13 protein-coding genes are annotated in these 14,562 nt (G+C 70.4%); 9 read left to right on the top strand and 4 right to left on the bottom strand.

The genetic code is table 11. The features are described 5' to 3' along the window. Window positions 1–102: 102 nt before the first annotated feature. The gene (typA, locus tag E4F25_RS00165) at window positions 103–1,950 is read right to left on the bottom strand and encodes a translational GTPase TypA (RefSeq protein ID WP_140908280.1); all 1,848 of its coding nucleotides are present in this window, start codon (window positions 1,948–1,950) and stop codon (window positions 103–105) included. A gap of 94 nt (window positions 1,951–2,044) precedes the next feature. Between typA and E4F25_RS00170 the strand changes: the two genes are divergently transcribed. The 5 genes from E4F25_RS00170 to prpC all read left to right on the top strand — a co-directional run bounded on the left by E4F25_RS00170 (window position 2,045) and on the right by prpC (window position 6,899). Further along, window positions 2,045–2,539, top strand: a complete 495-nt coding sequence (locus E4F25_RS00170) for a peptidylprolyl isomerase (RefSeq protein ID WP_140908281.1) — start codon at window positions 2,045–2,047, stop codon at window positions 2,537–2,539. Window positions 2,540–2,620: 81 nt separating this feature from the next. Further along, complete coding sequence (locus E4F25_RS00175) at window positions 2,621–3,826, top strand: pyridoxal phosphate-dependent aminotransferase (RefSeq protein WP_140908282.1); 1,206 nt, start codon at window positions 2,621–2,623, stop codon at window positions 3,824–3,826. A 49-nt stretch (window positions 3,827–3,875) separates the two neighbouring features. Next, window positions 3,876–4,859: a malate dehydrogenase gene (locus E4F25_RS00180; protein WP_140908283.1), complete on the top strand. Its 984-nt coding sequence runs from the start codon at window positions 3,876–3,878 to the stop codon at window positions 4,857–4,859. A gap of 4 nt (window positions 4,860–4,863) precedes the next feature. Beyond that, window positions 4,864–5,748, top strand: a complete 885-nt coding sequence (gene prpB / locus E4F25_RS00185) for a methylisocitrate lyase (RefSeq protein WP_140908284.1) — start codon at window positions 4,864–4,866, stop codon at window positions 5,746–5,748. Then, window positions 5,745–6,899: a bifunctional 2-methylcitrate synthase/citrate synthase gene (gene prpC, locus E4F25_RS00190; RefSeq protein WP_140908285.1), complete on the top strand. Its 1,155-nt coding sequence runs from the start codon at window positions 5,745–5,747 to the stop codon at window positions 6,897–6,899. Before prpB ends, prpC begins: the two co-directional genes overlap by 4 nt. Window positions 6,900–6,902: 3 nt before the next feature. Here the strand turns inward: prpC and E4F25_RS00195 are convergent, their stop codons facing one another. Beyond that, a complete protein-coding gene (locus tag E4F25_RS00195) occupies window positions 6,903–7,739 on the bottom strand; it encodes an inositol monophosphatase family protein (RefSeq protein ID WP_140908286.1) in 837 nt (278 codons plus the stop codon). A gap of 55 nt (window positions 7,740–7,794) precedes the next feature. Here E4F25_RS00195 and E4F25_RS00200 point away from each other — a divergent pair, with 55 nt between their 5' ends. The 4 genes from E4F25_RS00200 (at window position 7,795) to E4F25_RS00215 (ending at window position 13,164) form a co-directional block, all read left to right on the top strand. Continuing rightward, entirely contained in the window at window positions 7,795–8,580 is a 786-nt protein-coding gene (locus tag E4F25_RS00200) for an RNA methyltransferase (protein WP_140908287.1), read from the top strand. A 131-nt stretch (window positions 8,581–8,711) separates the two neighbouring features. Next, window positions 8,712–9,572: a phosphate/phosphite/phosphonate ABC transporter substrate-binding protein gene (locus E4F25_RS00205; protein ID WP_140908288.1), complete on the top strand. Its 861-nt coding sequence runs from the start codon at window positions 8,712–8,714 to the stop codon at window positions 9,570–9,572. Then, entirely contained in the window at window positions 9,569–11,707 is a 2,139-nt protein-coding gene (locus tag E4F25_RS00210) for a putative bifunctional diguanylate cyclase/phosphodiesterase (RefSeq protein WP_140908289.1), read from the top strand. Before E4F25_RS00205 ends, E4F25_RS00210 begins: the two co-directional genes overlap by 4 nt. Window positions 11,708–11,871: 164 nt before the next feature. Further along, window positions 11,872–13,164, top strand: a complete 1,293-nt coding sequence (locus tag E4F25_RS00215; RefSeq protein WP_140908290.1) for a DEAD/DEAH box helicase — start codon at window positions 11,872–11,874, stop codon at window positions 13,162–13,164. Here the strand turns inward: E4F25_RS00215 and E4F25_RS00220 are convergent. After that, window positions 13,064–13,846 carry a queuosine precursor transporter gene (locus E4F25_RS00220; protein ID WP_140908291.1) on the bottom strand — a complete coding sequence of 261 codons (783 nt, stop codon included), beginning with the start codon at window positions 13,844–13,846 and terminating at the stop codon, window positions 13,064–13,066. The genes E4F25_RS00215 and E4F25_RS00220 overlap by 101 nt on opposite strands. After that, complete coding sequence (locus E4F25_RS00225) at window positions 13,843–14,535, bottom strand: DUF502 domain-containing protein (RefSeq protein WP_407062798.1); 693 nt, start codon at window positions 14,533–14,535, stop codon at window positions 13,843–13,845. Before E4F25_RS00225 ends, E4F25_RS00220 begins: the two co-directional genes overlap by 4 nt. Window positions 14,536–14,562 lie beyond the last annotated feature (27 nt).

Below are 14,562 nucleotides of genomic sequence, written 5' to 3' on the forward strand. Positions count from 1 at the left end.
CGAGACCGCGCGCACGGAACTGGTCGCGCAGCGCCCGGACGAGGGGTTGCAGCCGTTCCGCCTCGGCGGCGCGCGGGCGCCACGCCGGGAACAGCGCCTGGCTCACGCCGCGCGCGAGGCCCGCTTGCGGTCCACCTCGGTGCGCAGCTTCTTGCGCAGGCGGATCTGCCGGGGCGTGACCTCGACCAGTTCGTCGTCGTCGATGAATTCCAGCGCCTGCTCGAGCGAGAACTTGATCGCCGGCACCAGGCCCTCGTCGTCGTCCTTGCCGGCGGCGCGGAAGTTGGTCAGCTGCTTGGCGCGCAGGGCATTGACCGTGAGGTCGTTGTCCTTGCTGTGGATGCCGACGATCTGGCCTTCGTAGATCTCCTCGCCCGGCTCGATGAACAGCCGCCCGCGTTCCTGCATCGCGATCTGCGCGTAGGCCGGGGAGGGGCCGGTGCCGTTGGAGATCAGCACGCCGTTCTGGCGCTGGCCGACCTCGCCCTCCACCCGCGGACCGTAGTGGTCGAACACGTGGAACAGCAGGCCGGTGCCGGCGGTCAGGGTGCGGAACTCGGTCTGGAAGCCGATCAGGCCGCGCGCCGGGATGATGTAGTCGAGGCGCACGCGGCCCTTGCCGTCGGGCTCCATGTTCTGCAGCAGGCCCTTGCGCTCGCCGAGGCGCCCCATCACGCCCCCCTGGTACTGCTCGTCCATGTCCACGACCAGCGCCTCGTACGGCTCCTGCACCTCGCCGTCGACCTCGCGCACGATCACCTCGGGGCGCGACACGGCCAGCTCGTAGCCTTCGCGGCGCATGGTCTCGATCAGGATCGACAGGTGCAGCTCGCCGCGCCCGGAGACCTTGAACTTGTCGGCGTCGGCTGTGTCCTCGACCCTGAGCGCGACGTTGTGCTGGGTCTCGCGGACCAGGCGGTCGCGCAGCTGGCGCGAGGTCAGGAACTTGCCGCCGCTGCGCTCCTTGACGCCGGCGAACGGCGAGTCGTTGACCTGGAAGGTCATCGAGATGGTCGGCTCGTCCACCGCCAGCACCGGCAGCTGCTCGACCGCGGACGGATCGCACAGGGTGTCGGAGATGCCGATGCCTTCGATGCCCGAGAAGGCGATGATGTCGCCGGCCTGCGCCTCGGCGACCTCGACGCGCTCCAGGCCCATGAAGCCGAGCACCTGCAGCACCTTGGCGTTGCGCCGGGTGCCGTCGGCGGCGACCACCGTCACCGGCATGTTGGTGCGCACCTTGCCGCGCTGGATTCGGCCGACGCCGATCACGCCGACGTAGTTGTTGTAGTCGAGCGAGGTCACGCGCATCTGGAACGGGCCGTCCGGGTCCACCGGCGGCGCCGGCACGTGCTGCGTGATCGCCTCGAACAACGGCGTCATGTCGCCGCCGCGCACCGTGTCCTCGAGGCCGGCGTAGCCCTGCAGGCCGGAGGCGTAGACGGTGTGGAAGTCGAGCTGGTCGTCGTTGGCGCCGAGCCTGTCGAACAGGTCGAAGGTCTGGTCCAGGACCCAGCTCGGGCGCGCGCCCGGGCGGTCCACCTTGTTGACGACCACGATCGGCTTGAAGCCCATCGCGAACGCCTTCTGGGTGACGAAGCGCGTCTGCGGCATCGGCCCGTCCATCGCGTCCACCAGCACCAGCACCGAATCCACCATCGACAGCACGCGCTCGACCTCGCCGCCGAAGTCGGCGTGGCCGGGGGTGTCGACGATGTTGATGCGCCACTGTTCGCCGGTCTTCGGATCGGTCCAGCGGATCGCGGTGTTCTTCGAGAGGATGGTGATGCCGCGCTCCTTCTCGATGTCGTTGCTGTCCATCACCCGCTCGGGCACCACCGCGCGCTCGTCGAGGGTGCCGGACTGCTTGAGCAGCTGGTCGACCAGGGTGGTCTTGCCATGGTCGACGTGGGCGACGATGGCGATGTTGCGGAGGCGTTCGACGGACATGTTTGCGGGCACGGGCGAGGGCGCCTTGGGCGCGGGCCGAAAATCGGGGGAAGCCGGTTAGTATACCTTCCCCCCAGCCTCGCCGGAGACCCCGATGTCCCTTCACGCCATCTTCGATACCGACCGCGGCCCGATCCGGGTCGAGCTGCTGGCCGACAAGGCCCCGCTGACCGTGGCCAACTTCGTGAACCTGGCCCGGCGCGGCTTCTACGACGGGCTCAACTTCCACCGGGTGATCCCCGACTTCATGATCCAGGGCGGCTGCCCCGAGGGCTCCGGCCGCGGCGGCCCCGGCTACCGCTTCGAGGACGAGACCGACAACGGCGTCGCCCACGAGCGCGGCGTGCTGTCCATGGCCAACGCCGGCCCGGACACCAACGGCAGCCAGTTCTTCATCACCCACGTGGCCACCCCCTGGCTGGACGGCAAGCACACCGTGTTCGGCAAGGTCGTCGAAGGTCTGGAAGCGGTGGACAAGGTCGAGCAGGGCGACAGCATCCGCAAGGTGACCATCGAGGGCGACGCCGACGCGGCGCTGGCCGCGAAGGCGGACCGCGTCGCGGAGTGGAACCGCATCCTGGCGGCGTGACGCAGTGGCGGCGACCCCGGTCGGGGGTCGCCGCCATGCTAAAATTCCGGGCTGCCAGCGTCCTTTCCCACGAGGTCCCGCATGCCCCAGTTCGCCAGCCGCATCGGCCGCGCCAAGCCCAGCGCGATCATGGCGGTCGCAGAGAAGGCCAAGCGCCTGAAGGCCGAAGGCCGCGACATCATCAGCTTCTCCATCGGCGTCCCCAACTTCCTGCCCGGCGAACACGTCTACGCCGCGGCCCGCGAGGCGCTCGAGCGCGATTCCGGCCAGTACGGCAGCAACCGCGGCGGCGACGCGCTGCTCGATGCCTTCCTCGCGCACATCTCGAAGATCGGCCTCACCGGCTACACCCGCGCCAACGTCGCCACCGGGGTCGGCGCCAAGCACGTCATCTACAACCTGTGCGAGGCGCTGCTCGACGAGGGCGACACCATCGCCTTCCCGGTGCCGTACTGGACCAGCTACCTCGACATCGCCGAGATCGTCAACGCGAAGATCGAGTTGCTGCCGTGCCCTGCCTCGCAGGACTACAAGCTGACCCCCGCGCAGCTCGACGCCGCGCTGGCGAGGAAGCCGCGCGTGTTCCTGTTCAACAACCCCTCGAACCCGACCGGCATGGTCTATTCGAAGGACGAGATCTCCGCGCTCGCCGACGTCATCGCGAAGCACCCGGATACCTGGGTGATCACCGACGACATCTACAACCGCATGATCTTCGACGGCGTCGGCTACCACAATTTCGTGCACGCCCGCCCGGAACTGCGCGACCGGGTGATCTTCATCGACTCGCTGTCCAAGACCTACGGCATGCCCGGCTGGCGCGTCGGCTTCATGGCCGGCCCCGAGTCCGTGGCCAAGGCCGTGGTGACGATGAACTCCAACCACATCACCAGCCTGCCCGAGGTGATCACCGCGGCCGCGGTCGCGGCGCTGTCGGGTCCGCAGGACGTGCCGGACGGCAAGCGCGCCGAGTTCGAGGCCAAGCGCGACCAGGTGATGGCGGTGTTCGACGCCATCCCGGGCGTGACCTGCCCGCGCCCGCAAGGCGCGTTCTACGTGTTCCCGGACATCAGCGCGTATTTCGGCAAGACCCACGGCCCCACCGGCCTGCGCATCGGCAACGACGTGGACTTCTGCAATGCGCTGCTGGAAGCCAAGGGCGTGGCCTGCGTGCCCGGGTCCGCGTTCGGCGAGCCGCGTGCGCTGCGCATCAGCTACACCTGCCCGACGCCGCAGCTCGCGCCCGGCCTCGAGCGCATCCGCGAGTTCTTCTCCGAACTCGCCTGACCGAGTTCGCCCGACCCAGACGCCCCATCCAAGACACGGAGTCCGCCCCATGAAGCCCCCCGTCCGAGTTGCCGTCACCGGCGCCGCCGGCCAGATCGGCTACGCGCTGCTGTTCCGCATCGCCTCCGGCGAGATGCTGGGCAAGGACCAGCCGGTCATCCTGCAGATGCTGGAGCTGCCGCTGGAGAAGGCGCAGGCCGCGCTCAAGGGCGTGATGATGGAACTGGAGGACTGCGCGTTCCCGCTGCTGGCGGGCATGGTCGGCACGGATGATCCGCGGGTCGCGTTCAAGGACGCCGACGTCGCGCTGCTGGTCGGCGCGCGCCCGCGCGGCCCCGGCATGGAGCGCAAGGACCTGCTGCTCGAGAACGCCAAGATCTTCACCGGGCAGGGCAAGGCCCTCAACGAGGTCGCCTCGCGCGACGTCAAGGTGCTGGTGGTCGGCAACCCGGCCAACACCAATGCCTACATCGCGATGAAGTCGGCGCCGGACCTGCCCGCGAAGAACTTCACCGCGATGCTGCGCCTGGACCACAACCGCGCGCTGTCGCAGCTCGCCAACAAGGCCTGCGTGCCGGTCGGCGACATCGAGAAGCTCATCGTCTGGGGCAACCACTCGCCGACAATGTATCCGGACTACCGCTTCGCCACCGCCAACGGCACCTCGCTGAAGGACGTCATCAACGACGCCGACTGGAACGAGAACGTGTTCATCCCGCAGGTCGGCAAGCGCGGCGCCGCGATCATCGAGGCGCGCGGGCTGTCCTCGGCCGCCTCGGCCGCCAACGCCGCGATCGACCACGTGCGCGACTGGGTGCTGGGCAGCGACGGCAAGTGGGTGACCATGGGCGTGCCGTCCGACGGCAGCTACGGCATCCCCGAGGGCATCATCTACGGCGTGCCGGTCACCACGAAGGACGGCGAGTACACCCGCGTCGAAGGCCTGGAGATCGACGACTTCAGCCGCGCGCGCATGGACCGGACCCTGGCGGAGCTCGAGGAAGAGCGCGCCGGCGTCGCGCACCTGCTGTAGGCGCATGGCCACCGCTTCCGCCGGGGCGCGCTTCCGCGCCGCACTCGCCGAGGAATCGCCGCTGCAGGTGATGGGCGCGATCACCGCCTACGCCGGGCTGATGGCGAAGCGGGTCGGCTACAAGGCGCTGTACCTGTCCGGCGGCGGCGTCGCCGCCAATTCGCTCGGGATGCCGGACCTCGGCATCTCGACCATGGAGGACGTGCTCACCGACGCGCGCCGGATCGTGGATGCGACCGGGATACCGCTGCTGGTGGACATCGACACCGGCTGGGGCGGGGCGTTCAACATCGCCCGCACGATCCGCAATTTCGAGCGCATCGGCGTCGCCGCGGTGCACATGGAGGACCAGGTCGGGCAGAAGCGTTGCGGCCACCGTCCCGGCAAGGAAGTGGTGTCGAAGGACGAGATGGTCGACCGCGTCAAGGCCGCCGTGGACGCCCGCGGCGACGACGCCTTCGTCATCATGGCGCGCACCGACGCCGCCGCGGTGGAGGGCATCGACAGCGCGATCGAACGCGCGGTCGCCTACGTCGAGGCCGGCGCCGACATGATCTTCCCCGAGGCGATGAAGACCCTCGACGACTACCGCCGCTTCAAGGCCGCGGTGAAGGTGCCGATCCTCGCCAACCTGACCGAGTTCGGCAGCACCCCGTTCTTCACCACCGACGAGCTGCGCGACGCCGGCGTGGACATCGCGCTCTACTGCTGCGGCGCCTACCGCGCGATGAACAAGGCCGCGCTCGGCTTCTACGAGACCGTGCGCCGCGAAGGCACCCAGAAGAACATCATCGACCAGCTGCAGACCCGCGCCGAGCTGTACGACTTCCTCGGCTACCACGCCTACGAAGACAAGCTCGACGAACTGTTCAAGAAGGATCCGAAATGACCGAAGCAACCGAGCAGGCCAGGCCGAAGCCGAAGAAGTCCGTCGCCCTCAGCGGCACGCCCGCGGGCAACACCGCGCTGTGCACCGTCGGCCGCAGCGGCAACGACCTGCACTACCGCGGCTACGACATCCACGACCTGGCCACGCAGTCGAGCTTCGAGGAAGTGGCGCACCTGCTGGTGCACGGCGAGCTGCCGACCGCTTCGCAGCTGAAGGCCTACAAGGCGAAGCTGAAGCGCCTGCGCGGGCTGCCGGCGATCGTCTCCGAGGCGCTCGAGCTGGTCCCGGCCAACGCGCACCCGATGGACGTGCTGCGCACCGGCTGCTCGGTGCTCGGCACCGTGCTGCCCGAGCGCGAAGGCCACCCCGCCGCCGAGGCGCGCGACATCGCCGACCGGCTGATGGCCAGCTTTGGCTCGATGCTGCTGTACTGGTGGCACTTCACCCGCAACGGGCGCCGCATCGACTGCGAGACCAACGACGACTCGATCGCCGCGCACTTCCTGCACCTGCTGCACGGCGAGCCGCCGTCGCAGCTGCACGCCGATTCGCTGGACAAGTCGCTCGTCCTGTACGCCGAGCACGAGTTCAACGCCTCGACCTTCACCGCGCGCGTGATCGCCGGTACCGGCAGCGACATGCACTCGTGCATCACCGGCGCGATCGGCGCGCTGCGCGGGCCCAAGCACGGCGGCGCCAACGAGGTGGCGATGGAGATCATCAGCCGCTACGGCACGCCGGAGGAGGCCGAGGCCGACATCCGCGCGCGCATGGAGCGCAAGGAGATCGTGATCGGCTTCGGCCACCCGGTCTACACCATCGGCGACCCGCGCAACCCGATCATCAAGGAGATCTCGCGCAAGCTGTGCGCGGACGGTGGCAACCAGGTGCTGTTCGACATCAGCGAGCGCATCGAGACGCTGATGATGGACACCAAGAAGATGTTCCCGAACCTCGACTGGTACAGCGCCAGCGCGTACCACATGATGGGCATCCCGACGCCGATGTTCACCCCGCTGTTCGTGATCGCCCGCACCTCCGGCTGGAGCGCGCACGTCATCGAGCAGCGCGAGGACGGCAAGATCATTCGCCCCAGCGCCAACTACACCGGCCCCGAAGACCGCCCCTACGTCCCCCTCGCCAAGCGCTGACGATCAGTTGAAGCTGGCGAGGTAGCCGGAGGTCTGGATGGCGCGGAGGAGGGGGTCGACGATGCGGACGTTGCCGGCGACGACCTGGCGGCCGCGGGCCTCGGCCACGTCCAGGCGCGAGAGCGCGGCGCCGCGGAAGTCGCTGACGCGGCCGCCGGCCTCGCGCACCAGCAGCGCGCCGGCGGCGATGTCCCAGGGCTGCAGGCCGGACTCGAAGTAGGCGTCGGCGCGCCCGCAGGCGACGTAGGCCAGGTCGAGCGCGGCCGAGCCGGTGCGGCGGATGTCCTCGGCGTCGCGCAGCAGTTCGCGCACGCATTCCAGCTGCGCGCCGGCGCGGACCCGCTCGCGCGGCGGGAAGCCGGTCACCAGCATCGCGCCCGCGAGCTCCTTGCGCTCGCTGACGCGGATGCGGCGGTCGTTGAGGGCGGCGCCGCTGCCGCGGCTAGCGGTGAACAGCTCGTTGCGCAGCGGGTCGAACACGACGCCGTGCTGCGGTTCGCCGTTCTCCACGAGCGCGATCGAGACGCACCAGTGCGGCCAGCCGTGCAGGTAGTTGCTGGTGCCGTCCAGCGGGTCGATCACCCAGGTCGGCTTCGACGGCAGCGCCGCGCCGCGCCCCTTCTGCGCGCCGCCTTCCTCGCCGAGGACCGCGTATTCCGGGTAGGCCCGGCGAAGTTCCTTGACCACCGCCTCCTCGGCGAGGCCGTCGACCTCGCTGGCGTAGTCCATGCGGTCCTTCTCGACGATGTTCAGGGCGTCGAGCTTGTTCATGTGCCGCAGCAGGACGCCGCCGCCCGCGCGGGCCGCCTTGACCATGACGTTGACGACGGGCTTGAGCATGGCGGGAATGGCCTGTGGGCGGTAACGGGGGAACCGCAAAGTTTACCATTGGCCGATGGACCACTCGGCTGACCAGCCGGCCGCACAGGCCGCCCCGCGCATCCGCATCGTGCTCGTCGGCACCCAGCATCCGGGCAACATCGGCTCGGCCGCGCGCGCGATGAAGACCATGGGGCTGTCGCGGCTGGTGCTGGTCGCCCCGGAACGCTTCCCCCACCCGGAAGCACGGGCGCTGGCCGCCGGCGCCGACGACCTGCTCGACGCCGCCACGGTGCACGCCGGGCTGGCCGCCGCGGTGGCCGACTGCACCCTGGTCCTGGGCTGCACCGCGCGCAGCCGGCGCGTGCCGCTGCCCGAGAGCGGGCCGCGCGAGGCGGCCGCGGCGATGCATGCCCATGCGGCGGCCGGAGGCGAAGTGGCGCTGGTGTTCGGGCGCGAGCGCACCGGGCTGGACAACGACGAGCTGCAGCTCTGCCACGGCGCGGTGCACATCCCCGCCGATCCCGGCTACAGCTCGCTCAACCTGGCCGCCGCGGTGCAGGTGCTGGCCTGGGAACTGCGCGCCGCCATGCTCGCGGGCGGGTCCGCGCCGGCGGGCGCCCCGCGCGACCCGCCGGCCAGCCACGCCGAGCTCGAAGGCCTGTTCGCGCAGCTCGCCGACACCCTCGACGCGATCGACTTCCACAAGGGCAGGGCCCCGGAATCGGCCATGCGCAAGCTGCGCCGCATCTACCTCCGGGCCGGGCTGGACGTGCGCGAGGTGCGCCTGCTCCGCGGCGTGCTGGCCGACGCCCAGCGCATGGCGCGCCTGGCCAGAGGCGGGGGCGACGCATCGGAGTGACCACCGCCCGCTGTCATGGGACGGCGGTTTCGGCTAGCCTTGACGCGGCCTTCACACGGAAGCCCTGCTTGCGCCTGATCCAGCGACTCTCGACGTGGCTCCTCGTAGCGCTGGGGGGGCTGGCATGGAGCATGCCGGTCGCGGCCAACGACCCGCACGTGCTGGTGCTCGGCCGGGTCAGCGACGATCCCAAGGCGCACTACGAGCAGCTCAAGCCGCTGCTCGACTACATCGTCCCGCGGATGGCCGACGTCGGCATCACCGAGGGCCGGATCCTGATGGCCGGCGACCTGCAGCAGATGTCCAGCTACCTGCGCCGCGGCCGCGTCGACTGGGTCACCGAGACCTCGGCCAACGCGATGCGCCTGCAGGAGCGCGCCGGCGCGGTCCCGCTGCTGCTGACCGAGCGCGACGGCGTCAGTTCGTATCGCAGCCTGGCCTTCGCCCGCCGCGACAGCGGGATCCGCTCGCTGCCCGGCCTGCGCGGCCACAGCATCGCGTTCCAGAACACCTCGTCCACCAGCGCCTACGTCGTGCCCGCGGTGGAACTGCTCCAGTCCGGGCTGCCGATGCAGCTGCTGCTCTCGCCGATGGACAAGCCCGACCCGCGCGCGGTCGGCTACCTGTTCGCGGGCTCCGAGTTGAACATCGCGACCTGGGTGCACAAGGGCCTGGTGGACGCCGGCACCATGAGCAACCTCGACTGGGAGAACCCGCTGCGCATGCCGCCGTCCTACCGCCGTGACCTGGTGGTGATCGCGCGCAGCGAACCGTACCCGCGTGCGCTCGAGATGGTGCGCGGCGACCTCGACGCGCGCATCCGCGAGCGCCTGCGCGAGGTGCTGCTGGAGGCGGGCAACGATCCCGACGCGCGCGAGGCCCTGCAGCGCTTCTTCCGCACCACCCGTTTCCTGCCGGTGGACCGGGACACACAGGCGGCGCTGCGCGAGCTCGCCGCCGGGGTCTCGCGCGTGCGCGCGGAGGTCGAATGAGGTTCCAGTGGAGCCCGCGCGGGCTGCAGGCCAAGCTCTCGGTGCTGGTGGGCGCCACCCTGCTGCTGATGCTGGCGGTGGTGGTGCTGATGCTGCAACGCCAGGGCGCGGTGCAGAAGCAGGTCGCCGGCCATAGCCGCGAGGCGATGCACGAACTGGTGTTCGAGCGGCTGCGCGAGCACGGCAAGGCGCAGGCGGCGCAGGTCGCCGATTCGCTGGTGAACCCGCTGTACTACTTCGACCTCGACAAGATCGGCGACATCACCCGCGCCGCGCTGCGGCAGCCCGACGTGGGCTACGTGCTGGTGTACGACCCCAGCGGCAACATCATCCACGACGGTTCCGGCGACATCCCCACCTACGGCCAGGCGATGCGCGACGGGCTCGCCTACGAGGCGGTGTCGGCCGAATCGGTGCACGCGCAATGGAGCGAGACCGTGCTCGACATCGCCGCGCCGATCCGGCTTGGCGACCAGCGCCTCGGCGGCGTCCGCATCGGCTATTCGCTGGATGCCGTGCGCGCCGACGAGGCGCGCGCCAGCGACGCGCTGCAAGAGCGGCTCGGCGACATCGGCAACCGCCACCTGTGGTGGGTGGGGGTGGCGCTGCTGGCGCTGCTCGGGCTGGGCGCGGTCGCGGTGCTGGTGCTGCAGGTGACCGTGGTCGGCCCGATCCGCATGCTCGGCGACGTCGCGCGCGAGATCGAGGCCGGGAACTTCGCCGCGCCGATCCCGCAGTCCGGGCGCCGCGACGAGGTCGGTGACCTGATGCGCGCGTTCGGGCGCATGGGCGAGAGCATCGCGCGCCACGATCGCGACGTGCGCCGCATGGCCTACACCGACGTGCTCACGGGCCTGGGCAACCGGCTCGCGTTCCGCGAGAACCTGGACCAGCGGCTGATGCAGCTGCGCGGCGCCGGCCAGCAGCTCGCGCTGCTGTTCGCCGACGTGGACGACTTCAAGCGCGTCAACGACACCCTCGGCCACGAGGCCGGCGACGAGGTGCTGGTGCAGTTCGCCAACCGCATCCGCGACGCGGTCGAGGGCTTCGGCGGCGCATCGCTGATCGCGCGCTTCGGCGGCGACGAGTTCGTGATCCTGCTCGAAGGCGGCGACGGCAGCGGCGACGACCTGCGCGGGCGCGCCGCCGACCTGGCCGAACTGCTCGTGGACCTGCTGGCGCAGCCACTCATGATCCACGGTCGCCAGGTGTTCCTCGGGACCTCGATCGGCATCACCCTGTTCCCCGACGATGCCGCCAGCGCCACCGCGCTGATGAAGAACGGCGACATCGCGATGTACGAGGCCAAGCACGCCGGCAAGAGCTGCCACCGCTTCTACAGCCGCGCCATGGACCAGGCCGTGGAGCGCAGCGTGCGCATCGAGCAGGACCTGCGCGGGGCCTGGGAGCGCGGCGAGCTGAGCCTCGCGTACCAGCCGATCTACCGGCTCGGCGACGGCCGCCTGGTCGGGGCCGAGGCACTGCTGCGCTGGCAGCACCCGGAGCAGGGCAGCATCGCCCCCTCGGTGTTCATCGACGTCGCCGAGCAGAGCGGCCTGATCGACGTCATCGGCCCGCGCGTGCTGCAGACCGCGTGCAGCGACGCGGTGCGCTGGCACCGCGAGTTCGAGCGCGGCGAGGGCTTGTTCATCTCGGTCAACGTGTCGCCGCGCCAGCTGCGCAGCGGCACCCTGCCGCAGCAGGTGGCGGAGACCCTGCGCGACACCGGCCTGGCCGCGCACCAACTGCACATCGAGCTGACCGAGACCGCGGTGCTCGGTGACGAGCTGCACACCGCGACCCTGCTAACGCGCCTGCGCAACACCGGGGTCAAGGTCTGGCTGGACGACTTCGGTACCGGCTTCTCCGGCCTCAGCCACCTGCGCCGGGTGCCGGCCGACGGCGTCAAGATCGACCGCAGCTTCATCTCCGACGTGCTGCGCGACCCGGACGACCTCGCCCTGACCACCGCGATCATCGCCATGGCGCATTCGCTCGGCATCACCGTGATCGCCGAGGGCGTGGAGAAGGAAGGCCAGTACGCGATCCTGCGCGAACGCGGCTGCGACCTCGCGCAGGGCTACTGGATCGGGCACCCGGTCGACGCCGAGGCCTTCGCCGCCCTGCTGGCCTGACCCCGGTGCCCGTCCGGGGCGGCTGCTTCCCTGTTCAGGCCCGCTGGCGTAAGATTCGCCCCGTACTGCGCACGGCTGATCACAGCCGCTTCCGCCGCAACGTCCTCTCGTCGCGCAGGCACGGCCCGGAACCTCCGGTGCCGTCATCCACGACCGGAGCTTCCATGACGTTCGAAATGCTCGGGCTTTCGCCCGCGTTGCTGCGCGCGCTCGCAGAAAACGACTTTTCCACCCCGACCCCGATCCAGGCCCAGGCGATCCCGCTGGTGCTCGGCGGCCACGACGTGCTCGGCGCCGCCCAGACCGGCACCGGCAAGACCGCCGCCTTCGGCCTGCCGCTGCTGCAGCGGCTGGCGAAGCAGACCCCGCCCAAGGGCCCGCGCAAGCCGCGCGCGCTGGTGCTGGTGCCCACCCGCGAGCTGGCGGTGCAGGTTGCCGACAGCCTCAAGACCTACGGGCGCCACCTGCAGCTCAACGTCACCACCGTGTTCGGTGGCGCCGGCATGGGCCCGCAGGTGGACAACCTGCGCCGCGGCACCGACATCCTGGTGGCCACCCCCGGGCGCCTGATCGACCACATGGAACGTGGCAGCGCCAGGCTCGACGCGGTCGAGGTGCTGGTGCTGGACGAGGCCGACCGGATGCTCGACATGGGCTTCCTGCCGCCGATCAAGCGCATCCTCGGCCGGCTGCCGAAGGAGCGGCAGACGCTGCTGTTCTCGGCCACCTTCGAGCCGCGGATCAAGGCGCTCGCGCTGGAGTTCATGCGCGACCCGCGCCAGGTGCAGGTCGCGGCCAGCAACACCATCGCCGAGACCATCGTGCACCGCGTGCACCCGGTGGACGCCGTCCGCAAGCGCGACCTGCTGGTCGAGATCCTGGCGCGCCGCCACGCCGACCAGGTGCTGGTGTTCGGCAAGACCAAGCACGGTTGCAACCGCCTCGCCGAGCAGCTGGAGAAGTCCGGCCTGCGCGCGGTCGCGATCCACGGCAACAAGAGCCAGGCGCAGCGGCAGAAGGCGCTGAACCTGTTCAAGGCCGGCAAGGCCCGGGTGCTGGTGGCGACCGACGTCGCCGCGCGCGGCCTGGACATCCCCGACCTGCCGCTGGTGGTCAACCACGACCTGCCGATGGTCGCGGAGGACTACATCCACCGCATCGGCCGCACCGGCCGCGCCGGCGCGCAGGGCGAGGCGCTGTCGCTGGTGTCGCCGGAAGAGGGCGGCCTGCTCAACCAGATCCAGAAGCTGCTGAAGGTGGACCTGGAGATGGACGTGGTCGACGGCTACGCCCCGGCCAGGCCGATCCGCCTGGACGCGCCGATCCCGAAGAACGGCGGCGGCAAGCGCCAGCCGGCTACGCCGCGGCGTGCTCGCGCAGCGCGTCCGCACGCGCACGCCCGAGGTAGCGATGGATCCCGGCGCGCGCGAGGTAGAGCAGCGGGATCAGCGCGATAGCCGCGGCCATCTTGTAGGCGTAGTTGACGGTGCCGACGGCGAGGAACAGCGACGTCGGCCACTGTTGCGGCCCCAGCACGAAGGCGATGTACAGCACCACGAAGCTGTCCACCAGCTGCGAGACCGCGGTCGAACCGGTGGCGCGCAGCCAGGCGTGGCGGTTGCCGGTGCGCCGGCGGATGCGGTGGTACACGTGCACGTCGATGACCTGCCCGACCAGGAACGCGACCAGCGAGCCGCAGATGGTCCACAGGCCCTGGCCGAACACCGCCGCGAACGCGGCCTGGTAGTCGGGCACGCCCTGGTCGCCGGCGATCCCGACCCACCACGACGCCGGCGCTAGGTGGATGGCAACGTAGGCGAACGCGAACCCGTACACGATCAGCCCCGCGGCCAGCCAGCTCACGAAGCGCACGCCGCGCTTGCCGAAGTACTCGTTGACCGTGTCGGTCATGATGAACACGATCGGCCACAGCAGGGTGCCGGCGGTGAAGCTGAGCGAGCCGGCCTGGCCGAACAGGTTCCACTGCAGCGGGGCGATGCCGAGGGTGTCCTCGAGCGCGAAGATCTTGACCCCGATGAACTCCGCCAGCACTGCGTTGACGCAGAAGAACCCGGCGAGGGCGATGAACAACCGCGTGGCGCGGTCGTCCAGCAGGCGCTGGCCGACCGCCGCGCTCACGTCTCCGGGTCCCGCGGCGGCGCCTTGGCCGAAGCCACCGAGAAGGGGATGGCATCGGGCGACACCGCGCCGCCGGAAATGATGAAGGCCATCGCCTCGTCCACGGTCCAGTCGGTCGGCGTGATCTTTTCGACCGGCACGATCTCCAGGTAACCCGAGGTCGGGTTGGGCGTGGTCGGCACGTACACCGCGGCCAGCTCGCGGCCGCTGCCGCGCTCCCGGATCACGCGGGTGACGAAACCCACCGACTTCATCTGGTCGTGCGGGAAGTCGATCAGCACCACGCGCTGGGTGCCGTCGGGCTGGGTCTGCAGGATGTCCAGCAGCTTGCGCGCGCTGCCGTAGATGGTGCTCGCTAGGGGGATGCGTGCGACCAGCGATTCGAACCAGCGCAGCAGCCGCTGGCCCAGCACCCGCCGCGCCATCCAGCCGGAGAGCAGGATCACCCCGACCGTCGCCAGCAGCGCGATCCCGGTCTGCACCCAGGGATCCTGCAGCCACCACAGGGCACGCGGGCTGGCCTGCGCGAGGTTGGCCAGCACCGGCCCGGCCAGCGGCCGGCCCAGGTCGGACAGCAGCCCGAAGACGAACTTGACCACGATCCAGGTCAGCCAGATCGGCAGCAGCGTCAGCAGTCCGGTCAGGAACAGGCGCTGCAGTCGTTGTCCCAGGCTTGGCGAGGTCCCCATGGCCGGCATTGTAGGGCCGGCGCGGCC

Origin of the sequence: Cognatiluteimonas lumbrici, from assembly GCF_006476065.1 — a bacterium.
In the GTDB taxonomy this organism is placed as follows: Bacteria; Pseudomonadota; Gammaproteobacteria; order Xanthomonadales; family Xanthomonadaceae; genus Cognatiluteimonas; species Cognatiluteimonas lumbrici.

Excerpts from the sequence above, each read along its gene's own strand:
- typA (WP_140908280.1), bottom strand. The coding sequence starts at position 1,950 with ATGTCCGTCGAACGCCTCCGCAACATCGCCATCGTCGCCCACGTCGAC.
- E4F25_RS00170 (WP_140908281.1), top strand. The coding sequence starts at position 2,045 with ATGTCCCTTCACGCCATCTTCGATACCGACCGCGGCCCGATCCGGGTC.
- E4F25_RS00175 (WP_140908282.1), top strand. The coding sequence starts at position 2,621 with ATGCCCCAGTTCGCCAGCCGCATCGGCCGCGCCAAGCCCAGCGCGATC.
- E4F25_RS00180 (WP_140908283.1), top strand. The coding sequence starts at position 3,876 with ATGAAGCCCCCCGTCCGAGTTGCCGTCACCGGCGCCGCCGGCCAGATC.
- prpB (WP_140908284.1), top strand. The coding sequence starts at position 4,864 with ATGGCCACCGCTTCCGCCGGGGCGCGCTTCCGCGCCGCACTCGCCGAG.
- prpC (WP_140908285.1), top strand. The coding sequence starts at position 5,745 with ATGACCGAAGCAACCGAGCAGGCCAGGCCGAAGCCGAAGAAGTCCGTC.
- E4F25_RS00195 (WP_140908286.1), bottom strand. The coding sequence starts at position 7,739 with ATGCTCAAGCCCGTCGTCAACGTCATGGTCAAGGCGGCCCGCGCGGGC.
- E4F25_RS00200 (WP_140908287.1), top strand. The coding sequence starts at position 7,795 with ATGGACCACTCGGCTGACCAGCCGGCCGCACAGGCCGCCCCGCGCATC.
- E4F25_RS00205 (WP_140908288.1), top strand. The coding sequence starts at position 8,712 with ATGCCGGTCGCGGCCAACGACCCGCACGTGCTGGTGCTCGGCCGGGTC.
- E4F25_RS00210 (WP_140908289.1), top strand. The coding sequence starts at position 9,569 with ATGAGGTTCCAGTGGAGCCCGCGCGGGCTGCAGGCCAAGCTCTCGGTG.
- E4F25_RS00215 (WP_140908290.1), top strand. The coding sequence starts at position 11,872 with ATGACGTTCGAAATGCTCGGGCTTTCGCCCGCGTTGCTGCGCGCGCTC.
- E4F25_RS00225 (WP_407062798.1), bottom strand. The coding sequence starts at position 14,535 with ATGGGGACCTCGCCAAGCCTGGGACAACGACTGCAGCGCCTGTTCCTG.